We start from the raw sequence: 25,115 nt of genomic DNA on the forward strand, positions 1-25,115 counted from the left end.
CTCAATACCCCGCTTCGTGGCGCTGCTTCAAAAGATGTGCCGGCATCTGCGCATACACGTCTTCGAACATGTCACGCGGCGACGGTCGGCGGCCGGTATGCAGCGTGCCGATCGCCTCGGCCTCGCGCTGCGCCGCCAGAACGCCGTCCAGCACCTCGGCTTCCGCCTGCTTGTGCCGTTCCTCGGACCAGAGGCCGCGGGCGATGAGGTGCAGTTTCAGCCGCAGGATCGGATCGCCGAGCGGCCAGGCATCGCTTTCGGTTTTCGGCCGGTAGGCGGCAGGATCATCGGAGGTGGAATGACCGCCGGCGCGATAGGTGACGTATTCGACGATGGTCGGTCCGAGATTGCGGCGCGCCCGCTCCACCGCCCATTTGGCGACGGCATGCACGGCAAGATAGTCGTTGCCGTCCACCCGCAGCGCCGGAATGCCGAAACCGTGGCCACGCGCCGCGAAGGTGCCGGAGCCGCCGCGGGCGATGCCCTGGAAGGTCGAAATCGCCCACTGGTTGTTGACGATGTTGAGGACGACGGGCGCCTTGTAGGTCGAGGCGAACACCAGGGCCGCATGGAAATCGCTTTCCGCCGTCGAGCCGTCGCCGATCCAGGCGGCGGCGATCTTGCGGTCGTGGCTGATCGCCGAGGCCATGGCCCAGCCGACGGCCTGGATGTACTGCGTCGCCAAGTTGCCGGAAATCGAGAAGAAACCGTGTTCCTTCGAGGAATAGAATACCGGCAGCTGGCGGCCGTGCATCGGGTCCTTGTCGTTGGAATAGACCTGGCACATCATGGTGACCATCGGATAGCCGCCGGCAATCAGCAGCCCCGCCTGGCGATAGGTGGGAAAGTTCATGTCGCCGGGTTCCAGCGCCATGCGGAAGGCACAGCTGATCGCCTCCTCGCCCAGATGCTGCATGTAGAACGAGGTCTTGCCCTGGCGCTGTGCCATCAGCATGCGCGCATCATAGGCCCTGAGCGTCATCATGTGCCGCAGGCCGTCGCGCAGTTCGTCGTCGGTGAGCGTTCCCGCCCAGGGACCGACGGCCTCGCCCTGCCGGTTGAGGACGCGAATGATCGAGAAGGCGAGATCGCGCATGTCCTCTGGCTTTTCGTTGATCTCGGGACGACGGATGGTGCCGGCGCGCGGGATCTTCACATGCGAAAAATCCGGCTGGTCTCCCGGCCGCCATTCCGGCTCCGGCACATGCAGGGAAAGACGTGGCGCGTCAGGCATCGGTTTCCTCCTCCTCGGCAGGAACAACGCCTGCGCCTGCCGGCCGGTTCGATTGCGGCGGCACATGCTGGCGTTCTCCTCTCGCCGGTCTCCTCAAACGGGCGGTTGCTCCGGCAAAAACTGTTCGCAACGGCGGGCCGAGGCAATGCGGTTTTTCTGAAGCACTGTTCGAATTGAGCCGAAAACCGCCCTTTTGGCGAGACCCTTGCGGCCCGCCGCCGATATTCGCAGCAAAAGTGCGATTCACGATGTTTTTACGATCGTTTCGAACCGGAAAGACGGTTCCTGCGTTTCTTTCGGACGCCGACCGGCTGGCCAGCGCCGGGTGATTTTACAGAATCGGATTTCAGAGGAGTTTTTGGCGAAATGGAGCAGATCGTTGCCGACATGTATCACCAGACCCAGACACCCTATCCCGTCATCTTCGCACGGCTGGTGGCAGCGATCCTGTTCGGCGGCGTCATCGGCCTGGAGCGCGAAGCGAAAGATCGGCCCGCCGGCCTGCGGACCCATATCCTCATCAGCCTGGCGGCGGCGATGTTTGCGATCATCTCAATCGAGAGCGTCCACATGCCGGGTTTTGCCGACGACCAGGTGCGCATCGATCCGCTGCGCGTCATCGAGGCCGTCACCGCCGGCGTCGCCTTTCTCGCCGCCGGCATGATCGTCTTCGCGCGCGGCGAGGTGAAGGGGCTGACCACCGGCGCCGGCATGTGGCTGTCCGGCGGCATCGGCCTGGCGCTGGGTTTCGGCCACTGGTTCATCGCCGCCTTTGCCACGGGCGCTGCCCTTGTCGTGCTGTTCATCCTTGCCCGCATGCAGGCCGCCCTGGGACAGGTCGCCTCGGAGGTGGAGGAAAAGCAACGCCTGACGACCGCCGGGAATGAAAAAGCCGGCAGCTAAAATGAAAATCCCCGCGCCGGCGAAAGCCGGCACGGGGAAAGATGGAAGAAGCGCGAATTCAGACCGACGATTCCGTCATCGGTGGCCCGCCAGCAGAAACTGCCCCGGAAAATTCCGCCTGGTCTGCCGATTTCCTCACGGTTACCGGCGTTTGCGCCTCCGTCTGTTCCATCTCGCGACAAAAAGACAAAGTGGCGATACCTCGTATATCGCCACCCGTTGTTCAGCCACATCCCAAACGTTTCCGGAGGCGAATGGTTCCCGAAAAAAATTCAAGCAGTCGATATTTTTTTCAACCCATGCGCTCGGAAGCGTAGGAGCCCGGGCTCGCCGGGAACACGACGGTACGGTTGCCGTTGATGAAGGTGCGGTGATGGATATGCGCATGCACGGCGCGCGCCAGCACCTGGCTTTCGACGTCGCGGCCGATCGAGACATAATCTTCCGCACTTTGGGCATGGGTGATACGGGCGATATCCTGCTCGATGATCGGGCCTTCGTCGAGGTCGGCGGTAACGTAATGCGCCGTGGCGCCGATCAGCTTCACGCCACGCTCATAGGCCTGCTTGTAGGGGTTGGCGCCCTTGAAGCTCGGCAGGAAGGAGTGGTGGATGTTGATGATCTGGCCGGACATTTTCTGGCACATCTGGTCGGACAGGATCTGCATGTAGCGGGCGAGCACGATCAGCTCGGTGCCGGTCTGCTCGACCACGTCCATGATCCGCGCTTCGGCCTGCGGCTTGTTGGCCTTGGTCACCGGGATATGGTGGAAGGGAATGTCGTGGTTGACGACCACCTTCTGGTAATCGAAGTGGTTGGAGATGACGCCGACGATATCGATCGGCAGCGCGCCGATCTTCCAGCGATAGAGCAGGTCGTTGAGGCAGTGGCCGAAGCGCGACACCATCAGCAGCACCTTCATGCGATGCTCGCTGTTGCGGATTTCGGCATCCATGCCGAAGCGGGTCTTCACGGCTTCGAAACCGGCCCGCAGCTTCTCCAGCGAGGCGCCTTCCTGGCTGATGAAGGTCAGGCGCATGAAGAAGAGCCCGGTCTCCATGTCGTCGAACTGCGAACTGTCGGTGATGTAGCAGCCTTCTTCGGCAAGATAACCGGTGATGGCGGCGACGATACCCCGTGTCGATTTGCAGCTCACCGTCAGAACATAATTCGTCATCGATCTTCCCTTTCAAAGCAGGCCTTCGGCGGCTTGCTTAAATCAAATCAAAAGCGCCGGAAAGCCTCCGGCGCCCGCCTCCTGACCGAAATCATCGCCTTGCCCGGCGGCGCTAGATATCCAGCGTCGTCTGGCGCTCCCATTCAGTGAAATGCGAAGCGTAGGCGTTCCATTCGTTATGCTTGAGCTTAAGGAAGGCTGCGGAAAATTCCGTCCCCATTGCGTCTTTCAGGCGCTGATCGGCGTCGTATTCGCGCAGCGCATCAAGAAGATTGAGCGGCAGGCGCGGCACATTCTTCACCAGATGCCCTTCGGCATACATGTCGATGTCGTAATGGGGGCCGGGATCGGCCTTGCTCTTCAGCCCGTTCAGCCCGGCGGCGATGATCACCGCCTGCAGCAGGTAGGGGTTGACCGCGCCATCCGGCAGGCGCAGCTCGAAGCGGCCGGGGCCGGGCACGCGCACCATGTGGGTACGGTTGTTGCCCGTCCAGGTGACCGTGTTCGGCGACCAGGTGGCGCCAGAGGTGGTGCGCGGCGCGTTGATGCGCTTGTAGGAGTTGACCGTCGGGTTGGTGATCGCCGCCAGCGCCGAGGCATGCGCCATGATGCCGCCGAGGAAGTGCCGGCCCTCGGCGGACAGGCCGAAGTCGGCCGTCTTGTCGGCGAAGACGTTGACCTTGCCGCCCGCATCCCAGACCGAGATGTGGCAATGGCAGCCATTGCCCGTCAGCCCCTTGAACGGTTTTGGCATGAAGGTCGCCTTCAGCCCGTGTTTTTCGGCAACGGACTTGACCATGAACTTGAAGAAGGAATGCCTGTCGGCAGTTATCAGCGCGTCGTCGAATTCCCAGTTCATCTCGAACTGGCCGTTGGCATCCTCGTGGTCGTTCTGGTACGGCCCCCAGCCGAGTTCCAGCATGTAATCGCAGATCTCGGCGATGACGTCATAGCGCCGCATCACCGCCTGCTGGTCGTAGCAGGGTTTTTCCGCCGTATCGAAACTGTCCGAGATCGCCGAGCCGTCCGCCGTCACCAGGAAGAATTCCGCCTCGACGCCGGTCTTCACCCGCTTGCCCATGGCCGTCGCTTCGGTAACCAGCGCTTTCAGCACGTTGCGCGGCGCCTGTGCCACCAGCTTGCCGTCCATCATGCAATCGGCCGCCACCCAGGCGACATCCTTCTTCCACGGAAGCTGGATCACCGAAGAGGCATCCGGCAGGGCGAAGAGGTCGGGATGGGCCGGCGTCATGTCGAGCCAGGTGGCAAAGCCGGCAAAGCCGGCGCCTTCCGCCTGCATGCCGGATATCGCCTGGGCCGGCACCAGCTTGGCGCGCTGGCCGCCGAAAAGATCGGTATAGCTGATCATGAAATATTTGATGCCATGCTGTTTGGCATAGCCTGCAAGATCCAGTGTCATATGTTCCCCTTTTGGATTTTCGAGACACTTATGGTCGATGCGGATGGGAGTGTTCTCCTCATCCTGATCCCTCCCCGAGACCGGGGAAGGAAACGCTTACCTGTCATTCGGGTCCGCGCATCGCCTTCCGTCTCCTCCTTACGGGAAGCTTGGCTGGAACCGATCAGAACCCGCCTTTTCCGGGTATCCAGCTGGTGCCGGCCAGCGGCACCTGGGCCATGGCCGAGGCTTCGATCGTCAGCGCGCAGAGATCTTCCGGCTCGAGATTGTGGACATGGTTCTTGCCGCAGGCCCGCGCGATGGTCTGCGTCTCCAGCGTCATGACCTTCAGATAGTTGGCGAGCCGCCGTCCGGCCGCAACCGGATCGAGACGCTGCGACAATTCCGGGTCCTGCGTGGTGATGCCGGCCGGGTCCTTGCCCTCGTGCCAGTCGTCATAAGCACCGGCGGTGGTGCCGAGCGCGTTGTAGTCCGCCTCCCAGCGCGGATCGTTGTCGCCGATGGCGATCAGCGCCGCCGTACCGATGGACACGGCATCGGCACCGAGCGCCAGCGCCTTGGCCACATCCGCACCGGAGCGGATGCCACCGGAGATGACGAGTTGCACCTTGCGGTGCATGCCGAGATCCTGCAGCGCCTGCACGGCCGGGCGGATGCAGGCGAGCGTCGGCATGCCGACATTCTCGATGAAGACTTCCTGCGTCGCCGCCGTACCACCCTGCATGCCGTCGAGCACCACGACATCGGCACCGGCCTTCACCGCCAGCGCGGTATCGTAATAGGGACGCGCACCGCCGACCTTCACATAGATCGGCTTTTCCCAGTTGGTGATTTCGCGCAGTTCCAGGATCTTGATTTCCAGGTCGTCCGGGCCGGTCCAGTCGGGATGCCGGCAGGCGGAGCGCTGGTCGATGCCCTTCGGCAACGTGCGCATATCGGCGACGCGGTCGGAAATCTTCTGGCCGAGCAGCATGCCGCCGCCGCCGGGCTTGGCGCCCTGGCCGATGACGATCTCGATAGCGTCGGCGCGGCGCAGGTCGCGCGGGTTCATGCCGTAGCGCGACGGCAGGTACTGGTAGACCAGCGTCTGCGAATGGCCGCGCTCCTCCTCGGTCATGCCGCCGTCGCCCGTCGTCGTCGAGGTGCCGGCCAGCGTCGCGCCGCGCCCCAGCGCTTCCTTGGCCTGCCCGGAGAGCGAGCCGAAACTCATGCCGGCGATGGTGATCGGGATCTTCAACTCGATCGGCTTCCTGGCAAACCGCGCGCCGAGCACGACACTCGTCTCGCATTTCTCGCGATAGCCTTCGAGCGGATAGCGCGAGATCGAGGCACCGAGGAACAACAGGTCGTCGAAATGCGGCACCTTGCGTTTGGCGCCGCCGCCGCGGATGTCGTAGATGCCGGTCGCCGCGGCCCGGCGGATTTCGGAGGTCGTAAAATCGTCGAAGGTGGCCGATTTGCGCGGTGTGGTCGGCGGGTTCTGATAGCTCATGGTCTTGCCTCAATAAGCATCGGCATTGTCGATGTGGAAATTGTAGAGCTTGCGGGCCGAGCCGTAGCGCTTGAACTCCTCCGGCCGCACATCGGCGACACCCGCCTTGTCCAGCAGGCCGGCGAGGATTTCGAGATGTGCCGGCCGCATCTCCTTCTCGATGCAATCGGCGCCTAAGCTTTTCACCGCGCCGCGCACGAAAATACGCGCCTCGTAGAGGGAATCGCCCAGCGCCTCGCCGGCATCGCCGAGCACGACGAGATTGCCGGCCTGGGCCATGAAGGCAGACATGTGGCCGATATTGCCGTGCACGACGATGTCGATGCCCTTCATCGAGATGCCGCAGCGCGACGAGGCATTGCCCTCGATCACCAGCAGGCCGCCGCGGCCGGTGGCGCCGGCATACTGGCTGGCATCGCCCTTCACCACCACCGTGCCGGACATCATGTTTTCGGCCACGCCCGGGCCAGCCGACCCATGGATGGTGATCGTCGCCTGCTCGTTCATGCCGGCGCAATAATAACCGACGCTGCCCTTCACATCGACGGTGACCGGCTGGTCGACGCCGACGGCAACGGCGTGGTGCCCACGCGGATTGATGACTTCGAAATGGGTATCGTTGCTGCCCGAGGTGAGATCGTGGAGGGCCTGGTTGAGTTCGCGCAATGGCGTGACCGCGAGGTCTATGACCGGCATGGAACTGTCCTTGTCGTCGTCTTCAATCGAAATAACGGGCGAAAAACCGGGGCGGATCACGCCGCCTTTTCATGTTCCCAGAAATAGACCGTCGCCGGCTCCGGCTCCCAAATGCGGGCGGTCTCGATGCCCGGCAGGTTGACCAGGGCGCGGTATTCCGAGCCGAACGCGACATATTGGTCCGTCTCGGCCATCACGGCGGGTTTGCAGGCGATGGCGTCGCGCAGCACGCCGAAACCGGATCTGGTGCCGACGACGAAGGTGAAGAAGCCGTCGAGATCCTTGACGGCGCCATCCAGCGCCTGCCCGAGGTTCTTGCCCCGTGCCATTTCCGCCGTCAGGTAGGCGGCGGCGACTTCCGAGTCGTTCTCCGTCTCGAAGGTCATGCCTTCGCGAACCAGTTCGCGGCGCAGATTGTTGTGGTTGGAAAGCGAGCCGTTGTGCACCAGGCACTGGTCGGCGCCGGTGGAAAACGGATGAGCACCGAGCGTCGTCACCGCCGACTCCGTCGCCATGCGCGTGTGGCCGATGCCGTGCGTGCCGCCCATCGCACGGATATCGAAACGACCGACGACATCCTTCGGCAAGCCGGTTTCCTTGTAGATCTCGATGGTCTCGCCACTCGACATCACCCGCACGTCCGGCCGGATCGAGGCCAGCACGGCGCGGGCGACACCCAGCCATTCGGGATCGACGCCGATGACGGCATGGCTGTCCTTGACCACCACCTCGACCTTGTCGCCGATGGCCGCGCCGAGATCGTGCTCGAGGTTTTCGAAATCGCGGCCGGGATGGGGCGATTGCACCGTCAGCTTGGCGCGCACCGGATCGGGCGCGCCGTAGATGGCGATGCCGGCGCTATCGGGGCCGCGATCGGTCATGGTCACCAGCATGTCGGAGAGCAGCGCCCCCAGATGCGGCTCAAGGGCCCGATCTTTCAGAAACAAACCAACAATCCCACACATAGACGATCTCCAGAAACCAGCCTCGACAGAGGCCTAACAGCAGCGGGTGAAAAAATCAACTTACAAGAAATTATATTTCATAAAAAGAAACACGCCTTCCGTATACACTTCAAGGCCCGCATTCCCTATGGCGGCTCGAAACCGGAGACCGGCATGGCGCCGATGATCTTGACGGTCCATCGGACCCGTTCTCTTCGACCTTTGCTAACCACGTCCCGAAGCTCCAACCGGGAAAGCCGGAAATACACCCGATGTTAAGGGGTCTATCGACCATTTAGAGCGGCCCGGCCTTGCCTCCGCAAGCCGTTATCCGCCCATGCGTCTGACGACGCTGCCAAAGCCCAGTGTCCCCAGGTGCCCGATGAACATGATCTCCACCGCCACCCCACAGGCGCTCCGCCGGACGAACGGCACCGCGCCGCTGATCGTCCACGTCACCCGGCAGTTTGCGCCGAGCCGCGGCGGGCTGGAGGATGTAATCGGCAATCTCTGCCGGCAATTGCTCAAGCGCGGTTTTCGCGTCCGTGTCGTCACCTGCAATTCGGTATTCGCCGAGCCCGGCCCTCTCCTGCCGGCGCATGAGATCGTCGACGGCATCGAGGTGGTCCGCATTCCGTGGTCCGGCTCCACCCGTTATCCCATCGCTCCCCAGGTTTTCCGGCATCTCGCCGATGCCGACCTGATCCATGTCCACGCCATCGATTTCTTCTTCGACGCGCTGTCCTGGGGCCGTCTGCTGCACCGCCGGCCGATGGTGGCGACGACGCATGGCGGCTTCTTCCACACGCAAAAATATGCGGCGCTCAAGAAGATCTGGTTCCGCACCGTCACCCGCGCCTCGGCGCTCGGCTACCGGCGGCTGGTCTGCTGCAGCCAGTCCGATGCCGCCCTGTTTTCGCAGATCGCCGCAGAGCGGACCGTGACGATCGAAAACGGCGCCAACACCGAAAAATTCGCCGGCCGCGCCTCCCCGGCACCCGCCCGCCATATCGTCACGATCGGCCGCTTCTCGGTGAACAAGCGCCTCGACCGCCTCATCGCCATGATGCGGCCGCTCGTCCAAAGCAACCCGGAATGGCATCTCGACATTATCGGTGCCCCGTCCGACCTGTCGGCGACAGACCTTGAGAGGCAGATCGTGCAAGCCGGCCTGTCGCAACATGTTTCGATCCACGCCGGCGTGGCGGATGCCACGATCGCCGAACGCATAGGCAAGGCGTCCTTCTTCGCCTCGGCATCCGAATATGAGGGCTTTGGGGTCGTCGCCATCGAGGCGATGAGCGCCGGCCTCGTGCCGCTGCTGCACCCCAACGACGCCTATCGCAATCTTGCCGGTCGCCACGACTGCATCCGGCTCGTGGATTTCAGCGAAGCGGACGGTGCCGCCCACGCCTTCGAGGATGCCTATCGTCATGCCCTCGACGGCACCGGCGCCTCCGGAAAGCGCATCGTCGCGGAAGCCGCCACCTACTCCTGGCACAGCGTCGCGGACCGGTATGTCGATGTCTACGAGACGGTCCCCGCCAAACCCCGTCCCTGAAAGCGGGTCAGTCGCCGGCTCGGCGTCAGCATCGGCGCTGTGCGGAATGGGCACAGCGCCTTGTCACAAACACCGAATTGCGGACAATCCGATACAATCGACATGCAGAACCTTAAGCTCTTTCGCATAAAAAACCCATCCGGTTGCCCCGCAGAAGGACGAGGCCGGCGACAGGCGTTGCAACGGAGGTGGTGCGCAAGATGAGCAAGGGCATCATGGCGAATTCGCTGCTGAACGCGGCGGCCGGCTTGACCATGCTCGTCACGGGTTTTGCCTGCTCGATCATCGCTGCCCGGCTGCTCGGCCCCGAGGCGAACGGCATCATCACCTTTTCCTTCTGGCTGTCGACGACGGCAACCATGATCGCCGGGCTCGGCACCGACGTCATCCTGCCGCGCATGCTGCCGCAGCTGAAGGCGCGCGGATACGACGCCATGGCCCGCCGCGGTTTTGGCGCCCATCTCGCCCGCGTCGTCGTCACCGTCGTGTTTTTCATCCTCTGCCTCTACGCCGCCAGCTATTATGAAACCGAACGGCTGCACTGGGCCTCGACGGCACCGGACGTGCTGATCATCACCGGATTGCTGTTCCTCGTCCAATCACTCGGCATGATGTCGATCAGCTTCATGATCGGCGAGCAGCAGGTCTCGACCTTCTTCAAGCTGACGCTCCTATCGGCGGCGCTGCAGTTGAGCGTCGTGCTGTTCGGTGCCTTGTATTACGGCGTTGCCGGCGCGCTCGTCGGTTATGTCGTCGGCCAGGGTGTTTTCTTCGTCTACGCCATCCGGCTGTTTGCCGTGCGGCCGAATGCCTGCGGCACCCATGCCGGGACGCTCGCCGGCAGCTCCGCCGTCATCTCGTTGCAGATCGTCATCGATTCGATCTTCCTCAACCGCATCGAGCTTCTGTTCCTGCAGCAATTCCACGGTGTCCAGCTCGTCGGTTTTTACGCCATCGGCCTGTCGCTCGCCAATCTGGCGCTGCAGCTGCCGGTGCAACTGACCGGCACCCTGGTCCCCTATTATACCGAACAGCTGCAGGCGCAGCCGAACGGCAAGCTGCCCGTCCGGCTGTTCGAGGACCTGATCCGCAGCCTTGCCTATTTCACGCTGCCGATGAGCCTCGGGCTTGCCGCCATCTCGTGGGAAATGGTCTCCGAGGTCTATGGCGAAGCCTTCCTGCCGGCCGGCAACATCGTCGCCATCCTGGCGCTGAGCGCCCCGGTGTCGGTTTTCGTGCAGATCGCCACCAAATACCTCTTCGCCATCGACCGCGAACGCGACCGGCTGAAGATCGGCATTGCCGGCGCCATCGCCATGGTGCTCGGCTGCCTCGCCCTCGTTCCCCATTTCGGCGGAGAAGGGGCGGCGCTGACGCGTGTCGCCGCGCTGCTGATCATGAGCGTTCTCCTGGTGCGCCGCATGGATTTCGACGGATCGCTGGCACCGATGTTCGCTTCTCTGGTGCGGATTCTCGTCGCTTCGATCGGCTGCGCCGTCGCCGCCTTCTTCGTCGCCGATGCCGTCGACGGCCTCGCCGGCGTCGGTCTCGCGATCCTCGCCGGGGTGGCAGTCTATGCCCTGGCGTTGCGCCTGCTGCGTGTCGTGCCGCCCGACGACATCGCGCTGATGGAACGGCTGCTGCAAAAACTGCCCGGCCGGCTGAAAGGCCCCGGCCGGCACATGCTCAACCTGATCGCCAGCGGCAAACCCGTCTGAGCTGCAACGAGAGGAGACCGATGCGACGATGACGATACACGCGACAGTCCAGCCCTCGGCCGTAGCGTCGGATGAAAACGCGCTCGCAAAGGCGGCGGCTCTTCCGGTCACCTTCTCGCAGACGGTCGGGCTCTACATGCCGCCAAAACCAGGCACTGCCAGCAGCAATATCGCGGTCCTGCTCGTCAGCCCCTGGGGCTACGAGGAAATGTGCGTGCGCAAGTTTTGGCGTATGCTGGCGGAAGATCTGGCCGCGGCGGGCATCGCCAGCCTGCGCTTCGATTATCCCGGCACCGGCGATGCCCTCGATGTAACCGATACCGCCTCCGGTCTCGACCTGTGGCGCGACAGCATTCTCGAGGCGGCGACGCAGCTGCGCAGCCTGTCCGGTGCCGGCGACCTCATCCTTGTCGGCCATGGCCTCGGTGCCGCGCTCGCCTGCGAAGCCGCTGATACTATCGGCAATGTCGAAGGCGTTGCGCTGCTGGCGCCGGTCATCTCCGGCCGCGCCTATCTGCGCGAGCTTTCGGCCTGGTCGCGCATGGTCCGGGGCGCTGCGGAAACGGGAGACGGCCTGACGGTCGCCGGTATCACCATGCCGGACGCCATCGGCGCCGGCATCAGGCAGATCAACCTCGGCAAACACGAGACGGCACCGGCCCGCCATTGCTTTGTCGCCGCCCGCGCCGACAGGCCCGGAGACGGCGAACTCGGGGCACGGTTCCAGGCGGCGGGTGCCTCGGTCGAAACCGTTCCTTACGAGGATTACGACCAGCTGGTCGGCAATCTGGTGTTTTCCAGGCCGCCGCTCGCCGTCATCGAGGCCGTCGTCAACTGGGTAAAATGGGTGGAGGCCGCCAGGCCGCAAGCTCCCGCCCTGCCCGTCAGGATGCCAGCTGACCCGCCGCCGCTCCAGGGCGAAAACTTCCGCGAAACACCGCTGCGCTTCGGCGACAACGGCCGGCTGTTCGGCATCCTCTGCGAACCGGCCGATGGCCGGCGCAGGGGCGCCACCGTCATCATGCTGACCACGGCCTATGAACGCATGTCGGGCTGGGGCCGGGTGGCGACGGAAACCGCCAGAAAGCTCGCCGCCGCCGGCATAGCCTCGCTGCGCTTCGACGCCGCCAATGCCGCCGACAGCCCGCCCGTTGCCGGCGCCCCGCAGCAGATCATCTATTCCGATGCGCAATATGACGATGTCGATGCCGCCGTCGCGCTGATCGCCAGCCGCGGCCTCGGCCCGGTCGTCATCGCCGGGCGCTGCAGTGGCGGATACCTTGCCGTCCGGGCCGTTGCGCGCGACGCCCGCATCCGCGGCGCGGTCTCGGCAAACCCTTACGCTTTCTTCTGGGATGGCAGCCAGTCGATCGAGGAACTGTTGCAATTCGTGCCGCAGCAGCTCTCCACCTACGGCGTCAAACTCTTCCGGGCGCATACCTGGCGGCGGATCGCCAGCGGCCAGGTCAACCTCAAATACGCCGTCATCAACACGCTGCGGTCCTTGCGCAAACGCAGCCTCAAATTCGCCGGCCCGCTGTTCGAAGCCATTCCCTCGCTGTCGCGCGAGCGCCGCGAGGTGCATCACGTCTTCCAGGCGATCGAGGCGCACGGCACGGAACTGTCGCTGCTCTACAGCCAGGCCGATGTCGGGCTCAACCATTTCAGCCTGCATTTCGGCAATGACGGCGCCGGCCTGGCGCGGTATCCGAATGCCCGCTTCGTGATCGTTGCCAACGCCGATCACGATCTCACCACACCGCATTTCCGCGCTCTCTATCAGCGAGAAATCGAAGCGGTGGCGCTGAAGTGTTTCCCCGAAGGGCGGGAGCCTGCAACGGCCCAGGCTTGCCGATAACCTCCCCTCCGTTATCCTCTGGCTCGTCCCGAGGACCTGCCAACGTCTCTCAAGCCATTGATGATAAAGGCTGTATCCGATGTGCTTGGATGCTCGGAACAAGGCCGCGAATGACGGGGTGGAGGCAGTGGCTGCTTGTCCGCGGCCCGACCGAACGGCTTTCCCTAAAATCGAATGATCCGGCGGCTGCCAATGTGGCTGATTTCGCCGCCGGGCAAGGCGGACACATCGACACCGTACCGCGGCAGCAGCCTTATCCGTTTGCGGCCGCCCGGCGGCAGATGGAACCAGTCCTCTTCGGCCCGATATCCCTCCGCCTCGATGTGCAGCGACTGGGCAAAACGCTTCGTCTCCAGATCGAGGCACCAGCCGCGGTCCGACTTCACCAGCGAAACCTCGATGTCGGTATCATAAAACGCCCTGCTGCGGCCGAGCGGGAAATCGAAGGCTTCGGCCATCACCTCGCCCGCACCGTCCAGCAGGCGCGCCACCGTCACCTCGTGGGAGGGCGGGCCGAAGCGGAAGGCATAGGTGGTGTCGAAAAACGCGCCGAACAGGTCCGTCGCCGCAAAGCTCTGTTTTCCACGCGGCGGCAGTGTCAGGGAATGGCGCCCGGAGACCACCACCTGTTCGCCATTGCGCAGGCAGGCAAGTTCGAGTGTGCCGGTCCATGTCTGCGGCGTTTCGTTGAGCACATGGGCATAGAGCCCGTTGGTGCCTTCGTCGGTCAGGATCACCTGCAGCGGGCGGAAGGCGCGGCGCAGGCCGTACCAGACCGGTTTCGGCTCGCCGGTCGCGTCGATCACGCCCCAGCCGGCACCGGGCAGCAGGTCCTGCAGGGTCCAGACGAGCGCGCCGTTGCAGAAAGAGCCGGGCCGGCGCCACTCGCCGTAGATCGCCTCCACCACTTCGGCCGTGACGGCACGGGAGAGATCGAGATAGCTGTCGGGCTCCTCGCGGCGCAATCGTGCGGGGTCGGCGGCAAAGATCTCCTGCAGGTAAAAATCGCGGATGTCCTCGAAATCCCAGGAGGCAGAACGATCCCGCGGCACCCGCTCCTTCCAGCGCGGATGATGCAGCGCCGGCACCGGCAGGTGCTGCATAAGCGTGCGCGCCTGCGGCACATGGGCAAAGGCAAGGCTTTCGGCGGCAAACCGCACCTGGGCGCGCCGCGCATCGTCGAGCGGCCGGCAATAGGCGCCGACGCCGTAATAATGGGTCACGCCCTCGTTCGGCGAAAACGGCATGGCGCCGCCGCACGGCGAATTGGCGACATAAGGCACATCTGCCCGCCCCTTGCCGCAGACATCGGGAAGGATCTCCTCGGTCAGCGTTCCCTTCCATATGCGTTCCGGCAGCCCGAGCATCGCCCCCTGCTGGTAGATCTCGCTGCCGCCGCAGAGGACGGCGAGCGACGGCGATGCCTGGATACCGTCCAACAATTGCTCCACCTCGCGCCGCACATGCGCGACAAAGGCGTCGTCCTTCGCCGGATAATCGAAATTGGCGAACATCAGGTCCTGCCAGACCATCAGGCCGAGTTCATCGCAGATCTCGAAAAAGGCCGGCGTCTCGTAGGCCATCGTGCCGCCGATGCGCAGCATGTTCATGCCCGCGTCCCGGGCGCTCAGAAGCCAGGGGCGATAGTCCTCCTTGGCGCCGGGAAGGCGGACGATATCCGCCGTCGTCCACACCGCGCCGCGGCAGAACACCCGTTCGCCATTGACGACGACGGCAAAATCCTTGCCGTCCTGCCCGCGATCGATCTCAAGACTGCGGAAGCCGACCTTGCCGAGCGGGATGGTTTTTCCACCGACGAAAAGATGCGCGTCGTAAAGGTGCGGCTGGCCATGCGTATGCGGCCACCAGGCCTCGACCTGCGGCAGCGTCAGCGCCGCCTGCCAGCGACCATCGGCGGCACGCGTGACGGCGCAACTCTCGCCGGCGCATTCGAGGCGGACATCGGAGAGATCCGCGGCGCAGGCGAAGGAAAGATCGAGGACACCTGCCCCACCCTCGGCCAATCTGGCGGCGAGCGACAGGTCGGTGGTGATGTGTTCCACATCGTCCACTTTCAGAAGCGAAACGGCCCGCCAGGGGCCAATGGCATCGATCGGCGGGCACCAGCCGGGCATGTGTCCGAGTGCCGTGGTACGCACCAGCCGCAGGCCTTGTGTCTCCATCATCTGCGGCCGCCAGCGGGCACGCGGTCCGCTCGCATCGAGAAAAGGACGCAACGCCCTAAAGCAGATCGCCAGCCGGTCTTCCGCCCCTGTCAGGACGACATCCACCGCATGCGCTTCGAACATGCTGCTGGAAGTCAGGAAGCGCTCGTCGTTCAGGTAGACTTCGGCAACGGTCGCCAGTCCCTCGAAGCGCAATTGCGCCGCACCGCTGCCGAATTCCGTCAGCGTGCGAACATACCAGACGTCCTTGTCGTGGAGTGGTTGCGGCTTCTCGCGGTCGAAAAGCCCGGCATGTTCCAGCGCCTGCGCCACCGTGCCCGGCACCGGCGCCGGCAGGCCGGCCGTTGCGTCGACGGTTGCCGGTCCGGCATGCGCCCCGGCGGCGGTCACCACCAATGCCCACCCTTCGGAAAGCGGCCTGTGCGTGCCGCCGGAAAGAGAGAGGCTACGTGGCATGATGAAACGCGCTCCGGTTGGACGTTGCTGTCGTTCTCGGTGATTCCCGGCCGTCTTGCCAGCCGGCCGGCTCCGTGTATGGGTGAAAATCAGCCGATCCGGCGGCCGAGATCGTCCATGAGGCTGTCCCAGGCATCCGCAGCCGGCGCCAGCGCTGTCGCCAGCGGTTCGAATTTCTTGCGCGTCACGGCCCGGGCAAGCTGGAACTGCACGGATTTCGCCACCTCGGAAATCCGTCGCGCCTGCGTTGCCGCATGATCGAATTCGCCCGGCGCCAGCCAGTCCAGGTGGCTGCCCAGCAATTCGAAATTCGCCCCCACCTGCCTGAGCGTGTTGAACGCATATTTGTGGAAAAACCCGAACGGACGCTCGGCAATCGCCTCCACCTGCTGCGGGAAGACGGCCGAAAAGGCGCGGAGCGGATTGGCCTCCGGCCGGCGGCGGAAATGGACCTGCAGCAGGCGCCGCGCTTCGGCGTGCTGGTGTTCTCCGCCGGGCGCGACCGCCGGGAATTTGGCGAATTCCGTATAAGGCAAAAACGGCGGATCGGTTTCGTCGAGGTGGTGCTGAAACAGGCCGTCGAAATCATCCCCCTGCAGGCCGAAATAACCGCCATTGTGGAAATATTCCATTGCCCGCCGCTCCGGGTCGAGGCGGTTGATGGCAACCGTTGTCTTGCCGTGCTCCTTGCGATAGGCCACGCCCTGCGTGTCGGGCATGAAAAAGCTGTCCATTTCGAGCAGGCACAACCGCCCGCGGCCGATCTGCTGCGCGACATGGCCCTTGACGTCGTCGAAGATCGCCAGCTCCGCCACCCGGATACCGTAGAGGCTTTCGAGATCCTCCAGCGGCACCTTGAAGAAGGTCAGCTGGTCGCCCTCGAAATCCTGCGTCAGCGTAAAGCCGAGCATCGCTTCCGGCGCGACGCCGAAGGACGACAGCACCTCGATCCACAGGTCGACGTAACAATTGGTTTCCGGCCACATCCGCCCGGCCGCATGCAGCGCATGCGGCGCGTAGGTGGCCGGATCGAGTTTGGCAAAGACGGCCTGCATTGCGCCGGTCAACCCCACAGCGCCTTGCGGACATGCGCCGGCCAATCCTTGACGTCGAGACCGTGATGGGCAAACAGCGCCAGCGCGATGCGCTCCAGGCCGAAACCGACGCAGGCGGTATGCGCCGTGCTGCCGTCCTCCAGCTCCAGGCCCCATTTGGTGCCGAAGGCATCCTGGTGGTAGTTGAAGCTCATGCAGGCGGTCGGCTTGGCGGCCGAGGTCACCGGGATCAAAAGCTCGAACTTCAGGTTCTGGTCGCGCTGGTTGTTGGCCAGCATGCGGCCGGCGCGGCCGAAGAACGGGTCGTTGGCGACGTCGATCTCGACGGTCAGGCCAACGGCATCCATCATCTGCACGCCGCGATCCATCCAGCGCTGGCGGAAATCGGTGACGTGGTCCTGCGTGCCCATGCAGACATATTCGCGCATGCGGAACAGTTGCTGGCGGGCCGGATCGGTGGAAGGCTCGTGGCGGAAGCAGTAGGACTGCAGGTCGTAGAGCCCGCCTTCCGCCGGCAAGCGGCCACGCTTGGCGACCGTCGGATACAGCGGATAGCAGGCAGCCGGCGTCAGGACGATGTCGGTCGCCTTCTGCTCGCCCGTCCAGTCGCCGCCCTCATCCATGCACTTCATCAGGCTGACATGGTCGAGTTCGCAGCCGCAGAAGGAATGTACCGTGCCGGCGAGCTGCGGAAAGCTCTTCATGTAACCGCTCTTCTCGAAATAGGCGCGGTTCATGCCGGGCGGGAAACGAATGGCTTCTGCGCCATCGGCACCGCCGAAACGGTCGATCAGGCGCTCGAAAGCAGCGATCACGTCTTCGAACTGGCCGCTGCGGCCATAAAGGCCTTCGACGCCCGTGTCGATGAGAAGACCGGCTTCGAAAAGGCGGTCGAGAAACGATACCTGCATATCCATGGTCTTACCCCAATAGGCTCGTGTCGAGTTTGTGGACGAGCAGCATGGTCGACATGTTGCTCAGGATGCGGTCGTTGGAAATCATCAGCTGCGCCGAATGGGCGTCGCGCAGATGCCGGCCGAGGCTGAAAGGCGTGCCGTTCTTGTAGCCCATGATGCCGCAGATCAGCATCGCATGGTTGACGATCGGCAGGATCATCTCCGACGAGCAGATCTTGACGCCGTTCATCGCCACGGAGAACCCCATGGAGGCCAGCTTGTCCGGATCGTCCTTGGCGTCTTCATAGGCTTTCAGGCCGGCAACGACGTTGGAGCGCAATGTCTGCAGCATGTTGGACAGTTCCGCCAGGCGCAGGGCTCCCGGCGGCATGGCGCCCGGCGACTTGCGTGCGGCGGCGCGGACGAAAGCCTGCGCGCGGGAGACGGCATCGGCGGCAATGCCGTGCCAGACGCCGCTCCACAGAAGATGCGACGCCGCCAGCATCGATTGCGCAGCGATTTCCGCAAAAGGTTTCGGGAAGATCTGCTCGGCCGGCGCCGTTCCCTTGAACAGGAAACCGTCGGAGCAGGTGCCGCGCATGCCGAGCGTATCCCAGACATGCGTCTTCTCGAGCGTATATTGCTCCTTAAGGAAGACAGTCATCACCTGGTCGGAGGATGCGGCCTCCGGGTTGGACCGCGAGGTAATCAGGATCGCATCGGCATAATCGCCGTAGGAGATGACAGTCGCATCCTTTTCGAGATGGCAGACGCCGTCCTTCACCGTGATGGCGCAGATGGAATTGCGCAGGTTGCCGCCGATGCCGCCTTCGGTCGTCGCCGAGCCGAGCAGCAGTTGTTCATCGGCGACGCGGCGCATGAAGGCCGTGTGCCAGGCGCTTTCGCTGCCGTGCTGCACCAGGCTGGACAGCTTGATGTGGTGCATGGCGAACACCATGGCGCTGGCCGCGCAGGCCTGCCCCAGGATCGAGCAAAGCTCGGCGATCTTGGAAAAATCCGCGTCTTCGCCGCCATGGCTGCGTGCAATCTGGATGCCGAGCAGCCGCTCGGCGATCATCGCATCGACGGCCTCCCGGGGGAAACGTCCCGCCGCATCGACCGCATCGGCATGTTTGGCCGCGATGGTGGCGACACGCGCTGCGCGTGCCATAAGTCCGGCATCGGCGATGCTGACGGACATGTTCATCAGGCAACATCCCTCTTGTCGAGGATCTGTGTCAGCGTCGCGGCGATGGCGTTGATGCTGGAGAAGGATTTGCGGTTGAGCAGCGTATCGGGAAACTCGACGTCGAAGGCATCTTCAAGGCCCAGCATCAGCTGCACCGACGCGAAGGAGGACAGGCCCGCGCTGTAAAGATCGGCATCGTCTGCAATCTGGTCGACGGCGACCGGCAAGCCGCCAAATTTCGTCACCAGACCTCGAATTGTCTCGTTCATCTCGACATCCTTCATAACACGAACACAGAAGAGCGGCCTGATGCCGCCCGATAGGGAAATCCTGTAGAGAAAAAAGCATAAGATTCGTCTAAGCGACGTGGTAAAGCGACGGTCAGACAATTGCCTCGCATTTGAATGATCGGGCGGGCCCCCACCCCGTCATCGGCAAAAGATCGCCGTGGCCGGCGCTCCGCACGTCGCATTTGCGGCCGATTGCATCGTTTCGGAACGGGCGCGCCGGTCGTCCCCGCGACAGCAGGACGCGGCTATCCGTGCAAGATCGGCTCGCCCTGTGCCAGAATGAACAGGCTCAAGGTCCGGCCGGCGGATAGAGATGATCCTCGCCACGATAATCGGACACCGAATAACAGCCGTCCCCGACCGCCGTCACGGCTTCCGCACCGATCGGCACCTTGCCGTAACCGCCGGGGATATCAAGGATATAGGTTGGCTGGCAAAGCCCGGATATGCGTCCGCGCAAGGCGCCGACGATCGCCCGGCCCTCCTCGATCGACAGGCGGAAATGGCCGGTGCCGGGCGCAAGGTCTGGGTGATGCAGATAATAGGGCTTGACCCGGATCTCGACAAAGCTGCGCATCAGTTCGGCCAGCACTGCCGGATCGTCGTTGACGCCGCGCAGGAGCACCGACTGGCTGATCATTGCGAAACCGGCATCGACCAGCCGGCCGCAGGCAGCCCGCGCCGCCGCTGTCAGTTCCCGCGGATGGTTGGCGTGCAGTGCAATATACACCGTCTTGCCGCACGCTCGGATCGCGTCGATCAGCGCCGCATCGATCCTGTCAGGCGAGACCACCGGCACCCGCGAGTGGAAACGCACGATCTTCACATGATCGATATCGCGCAGCTCGGCCATGATGGCGGCAAGTCGCCGCGGCGACAGCACCAGCGGATCGCCGCCGGTGAGGATAACTTCCCAGATTTCCCGATGGCCGCGGATGTAATCCACGGCGGCCGCCAGCTTTTCCGCCGTCAGCGTTCCCTCGCCTTTCGGCCCAACCATCTCGCGGCGGAAGCAAAAGCGGCAATAGACCGGACAGATATGCACCGCCTTGAGCAGCACCCGATCCGGATAGCGATGTACGATGCCTTCCACCGGGCTATGGGCATGGTCGCCGATCGGATCGGCCCGCTCTTCCGGCGCGGTCAGCAGTTCGGCCGGATCGGGCACGAACTGCCGGGCAATCGGATCGGCGGCCATGCCGGGTTCGATCAGCCGGGCGATGTCTGGCGTGATCGCCACGGCATACCGCGCTACGACGGCCTCGATCCCCGCCCGTTGGCCTTGATCGACAAGGCCTGCGGCTTCCAGTTCATCCGCAGTGGTGATGGCGCGGGCAAAACTCATGGGCCGTAATCCGCGACCGGCGCCCACAACACCTGGTCGATGCGCGCAGCGCCGGTCGCCAGCATCACCAGGCGGTCAAAGCCGAGCGCCGAGCCGCTTGCAGCCGGCATCAGCGCCAGAGCCTGCAGAAAATCCTCGTCGATCGGATAGGTCTCGCCATAGATGCGGGCCTTCTCCGCCATCTCGATCTCGAACCGACGGCGTTGTTCCGCCGCGTCCGTCAGTTCGCCGAAGGCATTGGCGAGTTCGACACCGCAGGCATACAACTCGAAGCGCTCCGCCACCCGCGGGTCGCGCGCCGAAGGCCGCGCCAGGGCCGCCTCGCTCACCGGATATTCGTCGAGAATGGTCGGGCGGCCGAAACCGAGGTTCGGCTCGACCTTTTCGACGATGATGCGGGAAAAGATATCGGCCCAGCCATCATCGGCCGCCACACGAATGCCGGCAGCACTTGCGCGTGCCGCAAGGCCATCCCGATCCGTTTCGCCCGATGGCGTAACGGCCGCGAGCAGGTCGACGCCGGCATACCGCTCAAAAGCTTCGGCGACGCTCAGCCGCTCCGGCTCGGCAAACGGATCGCAGGTCTCGCCGCGATAGGTAAGGCTCGCCTGTCCGGCCGTTTCCGCCGCCAGCGCCAGCAGGGCGGCACAGTCGGCCATCAGTGCCTCGTAGCTTTCCCCGGCGCGATACCACTCCAGCATGGTGAATTCCGGATGGTGTAGCGGCCCCCGTTCACGATTGCGGTAGACATGCGCAAAGCAGGCGATGCGCGCCTCTCCCGCCGCCAGCAGCTTCTTGCAGGCAAACTCGGGCGAGGTATGCAGATAGAGCGGCGCCCGTCCGCCGCTGGTGGTTATGCCCTCGGTCGCGAAAGCATGCAGATGCGCCTCGTTTCCGGGTGAAACCTGCAGCGTCGCCGTATCCACCTCGACAAAATCGCCGGCCGAAAAATATCCGGCGAGTGCCGCGCGAATGCGGTTGCGCGCCATCAGGAAAGGCCGGCGGTCGGCATGCACGCCGGGTTGCCACCAGGGCGACGGTTTGAAGGAGGAAGCTGTCATTTCCAACGGTTTCTTTACGGCTTTCGATCACGGAAGGCTGGCTATTTCCGCCGATTTGCGGTAGTGGCGCCCCAGAAAAACAAATAAAGCGTCTCCGGCATGGCTGTTGCCAGTCCTCTACGACGCCATGGCGCGAGTTACAAGGAAGTCTTATGGTCAAGATCATCGCCTCTTCGGTCCGCAAGGGCAACGTTCTCGATGTGGACGGCAAGCTGTATGTCGTTCTCACCGCCCAGAACTTTCATCCCGGCAAGGGCACGCCGGTAACGCAGGTCGACATGCGCCGCATCGTCGACGGCGTGAAGGTTTCGGAACGCTGGCGGACGACGGAACAGGTCGAGCGCGCCTTCGTCGAAGACCGCCCGTTCCAGTTCCTCTATGAAGACGGCGAAGGCTTCCACTTCATGAACCCGGAAAACTACGACCAGGTCGCCGTCGATGCCGATACGGTCGGCGATGCCAAGCCCTACCTGCAGGAAGGCATGACCGTCACGCTGTCGATCCACGAAGGTGTGGCGCTCGCGCTCGAACTGCCACGCCACGTCATCCTCGAAATCGCCGAGACCGAACCGGTCGTCAAGGGCCAGACGGCATCGTCGTCCTACAAGCCGGCCATCCTGTCCAACGGCGTGCGCACCGCCGTGCCGCCGCATGTCAGCGCCGGCACCCGCGTGGTGATCATGACGGAAGACAATTCCTACGTGGAACGCGCCAAGGACTGATATTCAGCCGAATACCGCTTTGACAAAGCCTCCGGGACCCAGGGTTTCGGAGGCTTTTTCTTGCCTATCAGAAAAAGTTGCGCGGTAGATAAAAAAGAGCCCCGGATCGCTCCGAGGCTCTTCTTGTCATATCACTCGATGCCGCCGAGGCAGAGATATTTCAGCTCGGTGTAATCCTCCAGCCCGTACTTTGAGCCCTCGCGGCCGAGGCCGGATTGCTTGATGCCGCCGAAGGGGGCGACTTCGGTGGAGATCAGGCCGGTGTTAATGCCGACCATGCCGTATTCCAGCTGTTCGGCAACGCGGAAGATCTTCGCGACGTCCTTCGAATAGAAGTAGGAGGCAAGACCGAATTCCGTGTCGTTGGCCATCTCGATGACCTGCTCTTCGGTGTCGAACTTGAAGAGCGGTGCCACCGGACCAAAGGTCTCTTCGCGAGCGACCATCATCTCGGAGGTCACGCCGGTCAAAATGGTCGGCTGGTAGAACAGGCCGCCCTGCGCATCGCGATTGCCGCCGACGGCAACCTTGGCACCCTTGGAAACGGCGTCGGAAATATGTTCTTCCACCTTCTTCAGGGCATTCTGGTCGATCAGCGGTCCGGCGTTGACGCCTTCCGCCATGCCGTCGCCGACCTTCATCTTCGAAACCCGCTCGGCCAGCTTGGCCGCAAACGTATCGTAGACGCCGGACTGAACGTAGATGCGGTTGGCGCAGACGCAGGTCTGGCCGTTGTTACGGTACTTGGAGATCATCGCGCCTTCGACGGCGGCATCGACATCGGCATCGTCGAAGACGATGAACGGGGCGTTGCCGCCGAGTTCCAGGCCGAGCTTCATGATCTGGTCGGCACCCTGACGCATCAGGATCTTGCCGACATTGGTCGAACCGGTGAAGGTGACCTTGCGGATCTTCTCGTTCGAGCACATTTCCTGGCCGATCATCGCCGACTGGGTGGAGGTCACCACCGAGAAGACGCCGGCCGGAACGCCGGCGCGTTCGGCCAGCAGCGCCAGCGCCAGCGCCGAAAGCGGCGTCTGCGCTGCCGGCTTGGAAACCATGGTGCAACCTGCCGCCAGCGCCGGCGCCATCTTGCGGGCCAGCATGGCGTTCGGGAAGTTCCATGGCGTGATTGCGCCGACGACACCCACCGGCTGGCGGATGACGATGATGCGCTTGTCGGCCTGGTGGCCGGGGATGGTGTCGCCGTAGACACGCTTGGCTTCTTCGCCGAACCATTCGACGTAGGATGCGCCGTAGAGGACTTCGCCGCGGGCTTCGGCCCAGGGCTTGCCCATCTCGATAGTCAGGATGGTGGCGAGGTCGTCGGCATTGGCGACCATCAGGTCGAAGAGCTTGCGCAGGATCGTCGCGCGCTCCTTGGCGGTCTTTTTCGCCCAGGCCTTCTGTACGGCATGGGCGGCATCGATCGCCTTGGAGACCTCGACCTTGCCGAGATCGGGCAGAACGGCGATCACGTCGCCGTTTGCCGGGTTGGTCACTTCGAAGGTCTTGCCGCTTTCGCTGGCCGCAAGCCACTGGCCGCCGACCAGAGCCTTATCGGGAGCAAGCGACGGATCCTTGAGCTTGGAAGACAGTGCGTTGGAGATGCTCATGATTATTTCGCCTCTGCGGCGCATTCGCGCATGGATGCTTCGATGATGTCGAGACCTTCCTGGAAGACGCCGTCCTGGACGGTGATCGGCGACAGGAAGCGGATGACGTTGCCATAGACACCGCAGGTCAGCAGGATCAGGCCCTTTTCAAGCGCCTTCAGACGGACCGCATTGGCAAAGTCGGCATTCGGCTTTTCGGTGCCCGGATGGTTGAACTCGACGGCGACCATGAAGCCCGGACCACGGATATCGACGATCTGCGGCACGCCTTCGCGCAGGGATTCGAGGCGCTGCTTCAGGCGGTTGCCCAGCAGGTTGGCGCGGTCGCAAAGCTGTTCTTCCTCGATGACGTCAAGAACCGCATGCGATGCGGCAATGCCGATCGGGTTGCCGGCATAAGTACCGCCGAGGCCGCCCGGTCCGGGCGCATCCATCAGTTCGGCGCGGCCGGTGACGGCAGACAGCGGGAAACCGCCGGCAAGGCCCTTGGCCATGGTGGTGAGATCGGCGACGACGTCGTAATGTTCCATGGCGAACAGCTTGCCGGTCCGGGCAAAGCCGGTCTGCACTTCGTCGGCGATGAGCAGAATGCCGTGATCGTCGCATAGCTGGCGCAGCGCCTTCATCAGCACGCGCGGGACTTCGTAGAAACCGCCCTCGCCCTGCACCGGCTCGATGATGATCGCCGCAACGCGCTTGGGATCGACATCGGCCTTGAACAGCTTGTCGAGAACATCGAGCGCCATGTCGACGGTGATGCCGTGCAGATCGACCGGGAACGGCACGTGGAACACGTCGCTCATCATCGCGCCGAAGCCGACCTTGTAGGGAACCACCTTGCCGGTCAGCGCCATGCCCATGAAGGTACGGCCATGGAAGGCGCCGGTGAAGGCAACGACGGCGGAACGGCCGGTGGCAGCACGGGCGATCTTGATGGCGTTTTCAACGGCTTCCGCACCGGTGGTCGCAAAAATCGTCTTCTTGGCGAAATTGCCGGGGACGGCGGCGTTCAAGCGTTCTGCAAGCGCCACGTAGTTTTCGTAAGGCACGACCTGGTGGCAGGTGTGGGTAAAACGATCGATCTGGTTCTTGACGGCTTCGATGACCTTGGGGTGACGGTGGCCGGTGTTGACGACGGCGATACCGGCGGCAAAATCGATGTAGCGGCGGCCTTCGACGTCCCAGATCTCGGAGTTTTCGGCACGGTCGGCATAGACCTGCGTGGTCATGCCGACGCCACGCGAAATGGCTTCATTCTTGCGTACTGCAATATCGACGTTCTTCATCCGCTTCCCC

20 protein-coding genes are annotated in these 25,115 nt (G+C 63.6%); 5 read left to right on the forward strand and 15 right to left on the reverse strand.

Features of this window, described 5'->3' with window-relative positions; genetic code table 11:
* Nucleotide 1 precedes the first annotated feature (1 nt).
* A complete protein-coding gene (locus tag DEM27_RS13440; protein ID WP_109458758.1) occupies nucleotides 2-1,234 on the reverse strand; it encodes a 3-methyl-2-oxobutanoate dehydrogenase (2-methylpropanoyl-transferring) subunit alpha in 1,233 nt (410 codons plus the stop codon).
* Between the two features lie 366 nt (nucleotides 1,235-1,600).
* Between DEM27_RS13440 and DEM27_RS13445 the strand changes: the two genes are divergently transcribed.
* On the forward strand, nucleotides 1,601-2,137 hold the full coding sequence (locus DEM27_RS13445; protein WP_109458759.1) for an MgtC/SapB family protein: 537 nt from the start codon (nucleotides 1,601-1,603) through the stop codon (nucleotides 2,135-2,137).
* Between the two features lie 292 nt (nucleotides 2,138-2,429).
* Here the strand turns inward: DEM27_RS13445 and purU are convergent, their stop codons facing one another.
* From purU to DEM27_RS13470, 5 genes are all read right to left on the reverse strand, one after another.
* Nucleotides 2,430-3,314 carry a formyltetrahydrofolate deformylase gene (gene purU, locus DEM27_RS13450; RefSeq protein ID WP_109458760.1) on the reverse strand — a complete coding sequence of 295 codons (885 nt, stop codon included), beginning with the start codon at nucleotides 3,312-3,314 and terminating at the stop codon, nucleotides 2,430-2,432.
* A 112-nt stretch (nucleotides 3,315-3,426) separates the two neighbouring features.
* Nucleotides 3,427-4,734 carry a type III glutamate--ammonia ligase gene (gene glnT / locus DEM27_RS13455; RefSeq protein WP_109458761.1) on the reverse strand — a complete coding sequence of 436 codons (1,308 nt, stop codon included), beginning with the start codon at nucleotides 4,732-4,734 and terminating at the stop codon, nucleotides 3,427-3,429.
* 163 nt (nucleotides 4,735-4,897) lie between these two features.
* The gene (locus tag DEM27_RS13460; protein WP_109458762.1) at nucleotides 4,898-6,226 is read right to left on the reverse strand and encodes an FMN-binding glutamate synthase family protein; all 1,329 of its coding nucleotides are present in this window, start codon (nucleotides 6,224-6,226) and stop codon (nucleotides 4,898-4,900) included.
* A 9-nt stretch (nucleotides 6,227-6,235) separates the two neighbouring features.
* Entirely contained in the window at nucleotides 6,236-6,922 is a 687-nt protein-coding gene (locus DEM27_RS13465; RefSeq protein WP_109458960.1) for a GltB/FmdC/FwdC-like GXGXG domain-containing protein, read from the reverse strand.
* 56 nt (nucleotides 6,923-6,978) lie between these two features.
* Nucleotides 6,979-7,887 carry a class II glutamine amidotransferase gene (locus DEM27_RS13470; RefSeq protein ID WP_109458763.1) on the reverse strand — a complete coding sequence of 303 codons (909 nt, stop codon included), beginning with the start codon at nucleotides 7,885-7,887 and terminating at the stop codon, nucleotides 6,979-6,981.
* Nucleotides 7,888-8,254: 367 nt separating this feature from the next.
* On the opposite strand from DEM27_RS13470, the gene DEM27_RS13475 reads away from it, so the two are divergent.
* From DEM27_RS13475 to DEM27_RS13485, 3 genes are all read left to right on the forward strand, one after another.
* A complete protein-coding gene (locus DEM27_RS13475; RefSeq protein WP_420028823.1) occupies nucleotides 8,255-9,427 on the forward strand; it encodes a glycosyltransferase family 4 protein in 1,173 nt (390 codons plus the stop codon).
* A 200-nt stretch (nucleotides 9,428-9,627) separates the two neighbouring features.
* Nucleotides 9,628-11,145, forward strand: a complete 1,518-nt coding sequence (locus DEM27_RS13480; RefSeq protein WP_109458961.1) for an oligosaccharide flippase family protein — start codon at nucleotides 9,628-9,630, stop codon at nucleotides 11,143-11,145.
* Between the two features lie 28 nt (nucleotides 11,146-11,173).
* A complete protein-coding gene (locus DEM27_RS13485) occupies nucleotides 11,174-13,003 on the forward strand; it encodes a serine aminopeptidase domain-containing protein (RefSeq protein ID WP_109458765.1) in 1,830 nt (609 codons plus the stop codon).
* A gap of 164 nt (nucleotides 13,004-13,167) precedes the next feature.
* On the opposite strand, the gene DEM27_RS13490 is transcribed toward DEM27_RS13485, so the two are convergent.
* From DEM27_RS13490 to epmA, 7 genes are all read right to left on the reverse strand, one after another.
* Nucleotides 13,168-15,645, reverse strand: a complete 2,478-nt coding sequence (locus DEM27_RS13490; protein ID WP_109458766.1) for a glycoside hydrolase family 2 protein — start codon at nucleotides 15,643-15,645, stop codon at nucleotides 13,168-13,170.
* Between the two features lie 89 nt (nucleotides 15,646-15,734).
* The gene (locus tag DEM27_RS13495) at nucleotides 15,735-16,718 is read right to left on the reverse strand and encodes a DUF1839 family protein (RefSeq protein ID WP_109458767.1); all 984 of its coding nucleotides are present in this window, start codon (nucleotides 16,716-16,718) and stop codon (nucleotides 15,735-15,737) included.
* On the reverse strand, nucleotides 16,709-17,617 hold the full coding sequence (locus tag DEM27_RS13500; RefSeq protein ID WP_109458768.1) for an amino acid--[acyl-carrier-protein] ligase: 909 nt from the start codon (nucleotides 17,615-17,617) through the stop codon (nucleotides 16,709-16,711). Before DEM27_RS13500 ends, DEM27_RS13495 begins: the two co-directional genes overlap by 10 nt.
* Nucleotides 17,618-17,621: 4 nt before the next feature.
* On the reverse strand, nucleotides 17,622-18,803 hold the full coding sequence (locus tag DEM27_RS13505; RefSeq protein WP_109458769.1) for an acyl-CoA dehydrogenase family protein: 1,182 nt from the start codon (nucleotides 18,801-18,803) through the stop codon (nucleotides 17,622-17,624).
* Nucleotides 18,803-19,054 (reverse strand): acyl carrier protein, encoded by a 252-nt coding sequence (locus tag DEM27_RS13510; RefSeq protein ID WP_109458962.1) that lies wholly within the window; start codon nucleotides 19,052-19,054, stop codon nucleotides 18,803-18,805. Before DEM27_RS13510 ends, DEM27_RS13505 begins: the two co-directional genes overlap by 1 nt.
* 310 nt (nucleotides 19,055-19,364) lie before the next feature.
* Nucleotides 19,365-20,420, reverse strand: coding sequence for a lysine-2,3-aminomutase-like protein (locus DEM27_RS13515; RefSeq protein ID WP_109458770.1), 1,056 nt, complete (start codon nucleotides 20,418-20,420; stop codon nucleotides 19,365-19,367).
* A complete protein-coding gene (gene epmA, locus DEM27_RS13520) occupies nucleotides 20,417-21,481 on the reverse strand; it encodes an EF-P lysine aminoacylase EpmA (RefSeq protein ID WP_109458771.1) in 1,065 nt (354 codons plus the stop codon). Before epmA ends, DEM27_RS13515 begins: the two co-directional genes overlap by 4 nt.
* Nucleotides 21,482-21,633: 152 nt before the next feature.
* Here epmA and efp point away from each other — a divergent pair, with 152 nt between their 5' ends.
* Nucleotides 21,634-22,203, forward strand: coding sequence for an elongation factor P (gene efp / locus DEM27_RS13525; protein ID WP_109458772.1), 570 nt, complete (start codon nucleotides 21,634-21,636; stop codon nucleotides 22,201-22,203).
* Nucleotides 22,204-22,334: 131 nt separating this feature from the next.
* On the opposite strand, the gene DEM27_RS13530 is transcribed toward efp, so the two are convergent.
* On the reverse strand, nucleotides 22,335-23,819 hold the full coding sequence (locus DEM27_RS13530) for an NAD-dependent succinate-semialdehyde dehydrogenase (RefSeq protein WP_109458773.1): 1,485 nt from the start codon (nucleotides 23,817-23,819) through the stop codon (nucleotides 22,335-22,337).
* A 2-nt stretch (nucleotides 23,820-23,821) separates the two neighbouring features.
* Nucleotides 23,822-25,105 carry a 4-aminobutyrate--2-oxoglutarate transaminase gene (locus tag DEM27_RS13535; protein ID WP_109458963.1) on the reverse strand — a complete coding sequence of 428 codons (1,284 nt, stop codon included), beginning with the start codon at nucleotides 25,103-25,105 and terminating at the stop codon, nucleotides 23,822-23,824.
* Nucleotides 25,106-25,115 lie beyond the last annotated feature (10 nt).

The sequence above is a fragment of the Rhizobium album genome, from assembly GCF_003122325.1.
GTDB classification, from domain to species: Bacteria; Pseudomonadota; Alphaproteobacteria; order Rhizobiales; family Rhizobiaceae; genus Metarhizobium; species Metarhizobium album.

Coding starts and splice junctions, on each gene's coding strand:
- DEM27_RS13500 (WP_109458768.1), bottom strand. CDS start 17,617: ATGGATATGCAGGTATCGTTTCTCGACCGCCTTTTCGAAGCCGGTCTT.
- DEM27_RS13510 (WP_109458962.1), bottom strand. CDS start 19,054: ATGAACGAGACAATTCGAGGTCTGGTGACGAAATTTGGCGGCTTGCCG.
- DEM27_RS13515 (WP_109458770.1), bottom strand. CDS start 20,420: ATGAGTTTTGCCCGCGCCATCACCACTGCGGATGAACTGGAAGCCGCA.
- efp (WP_109458772.1), top strand. CDS start 21,634: ATGGTCAAGATCATCGCCTCTTCGGTCCGCAAGGGCAACGTTCTCGAT.
- DEM27_RS13445 (WP_109458759.1), top strand. CDS start 1,601: ATGGAGCAGATCGTTGCCGACATGTATCACCAGACCCAGACACCCTAT.
- DEM27_RS13440 (WP_109458758.1), bottom strand. CDS start 1,234: ATGCCTGACGCGCCACGTCTTTCCCTGCATGTGCCGGAGCCGGAATGG.
- epmA (WP_109458771.1), bottom strand. CDS start 21,481: ATGACAGCTTCCTCCTTCAAACCGTCGCCCTGGTGGCAACCCGGCGTG.
- DEM27_RS13490 (WP_109458766.1), bottom strand. CDS start 15,645: ATGCCACGTAGCCTCTCTCTTTCCGGCGGCACGCACAGGCCGCTTTCC.
- DEM27_RS13475 (WP_420028823.1), top strand. CDS start 8,255: ATGATCTCCACCGCCACCCCACAGGCGCTCCGCCGGACGAACGGCACC.
- DEM27_RS13505 (WP_109458769.1), bottom strand. CDS start 18,803: ATGAACATGTCCGTCAGCATCGCCGATGCCGGACTTATGGCACGCGCA.
- DEM27_RS13465 (WP_109458960.1), bottom strand. CDS start 6,922: ATGCCGGTCATAGACCTCGCGGTCACGCCATTGCGCGAACTCAACCAG.
- DEM27_RS13485 (WP_109458765.1), top strand. CDS start 11,174: ATGACGATACACGCGACAGTCCAGCCCTCGGCCGTAGCGTCGGATGAA.
- DEM27_RS13535 (WP_109458963.1), bottom strand. CDS start 25,105: ATGAAGAACGTCGATATTGCAGTACGCAAGAATGAAGCCATTTCGCGT.
- purU (WP_109458760.1), bottom strand. CDS start 3,314: ATGACGAATTATGTTCTGACGGTGAGCTGCAAATCGACACGGGGTATC.
- glnT (WP_109458761.1), bottom strand. CDS start 4,734: ATGACACTGGATCTTGCAGGCTATGCCAAACAGCATGGCATCAAATAT.
- DEM27_RS13460 (WP_109458762.1), bottom strand. CDS start 6,226: ATGAGCTATCAGAACCCGCCGACCACACCGCGCAAATCGGCCACCTTC.
- DEM27_RS13470 (WP_109458763.1), bottom strand. CDS start 7,887: ATGTGTGGGATTGTTGGTTTGTTTCTGAAAGATCGGGCCCTTGAGCCG.
- DEM27_RS13480 (WP_109458961.1), top strand. CDS start 9,628: ATGAGCAAGGGCATCATGGCGAATTCGCTGCTGAACGCGGCGGCCGGC.
- DEM27_RS13530 (WP_109458773.1), bottom strand. CDS start 23,819: ATGAGCATCTCCAACGCACTGTCTTCCAAGCTCAAGGATCCGTCGCTT.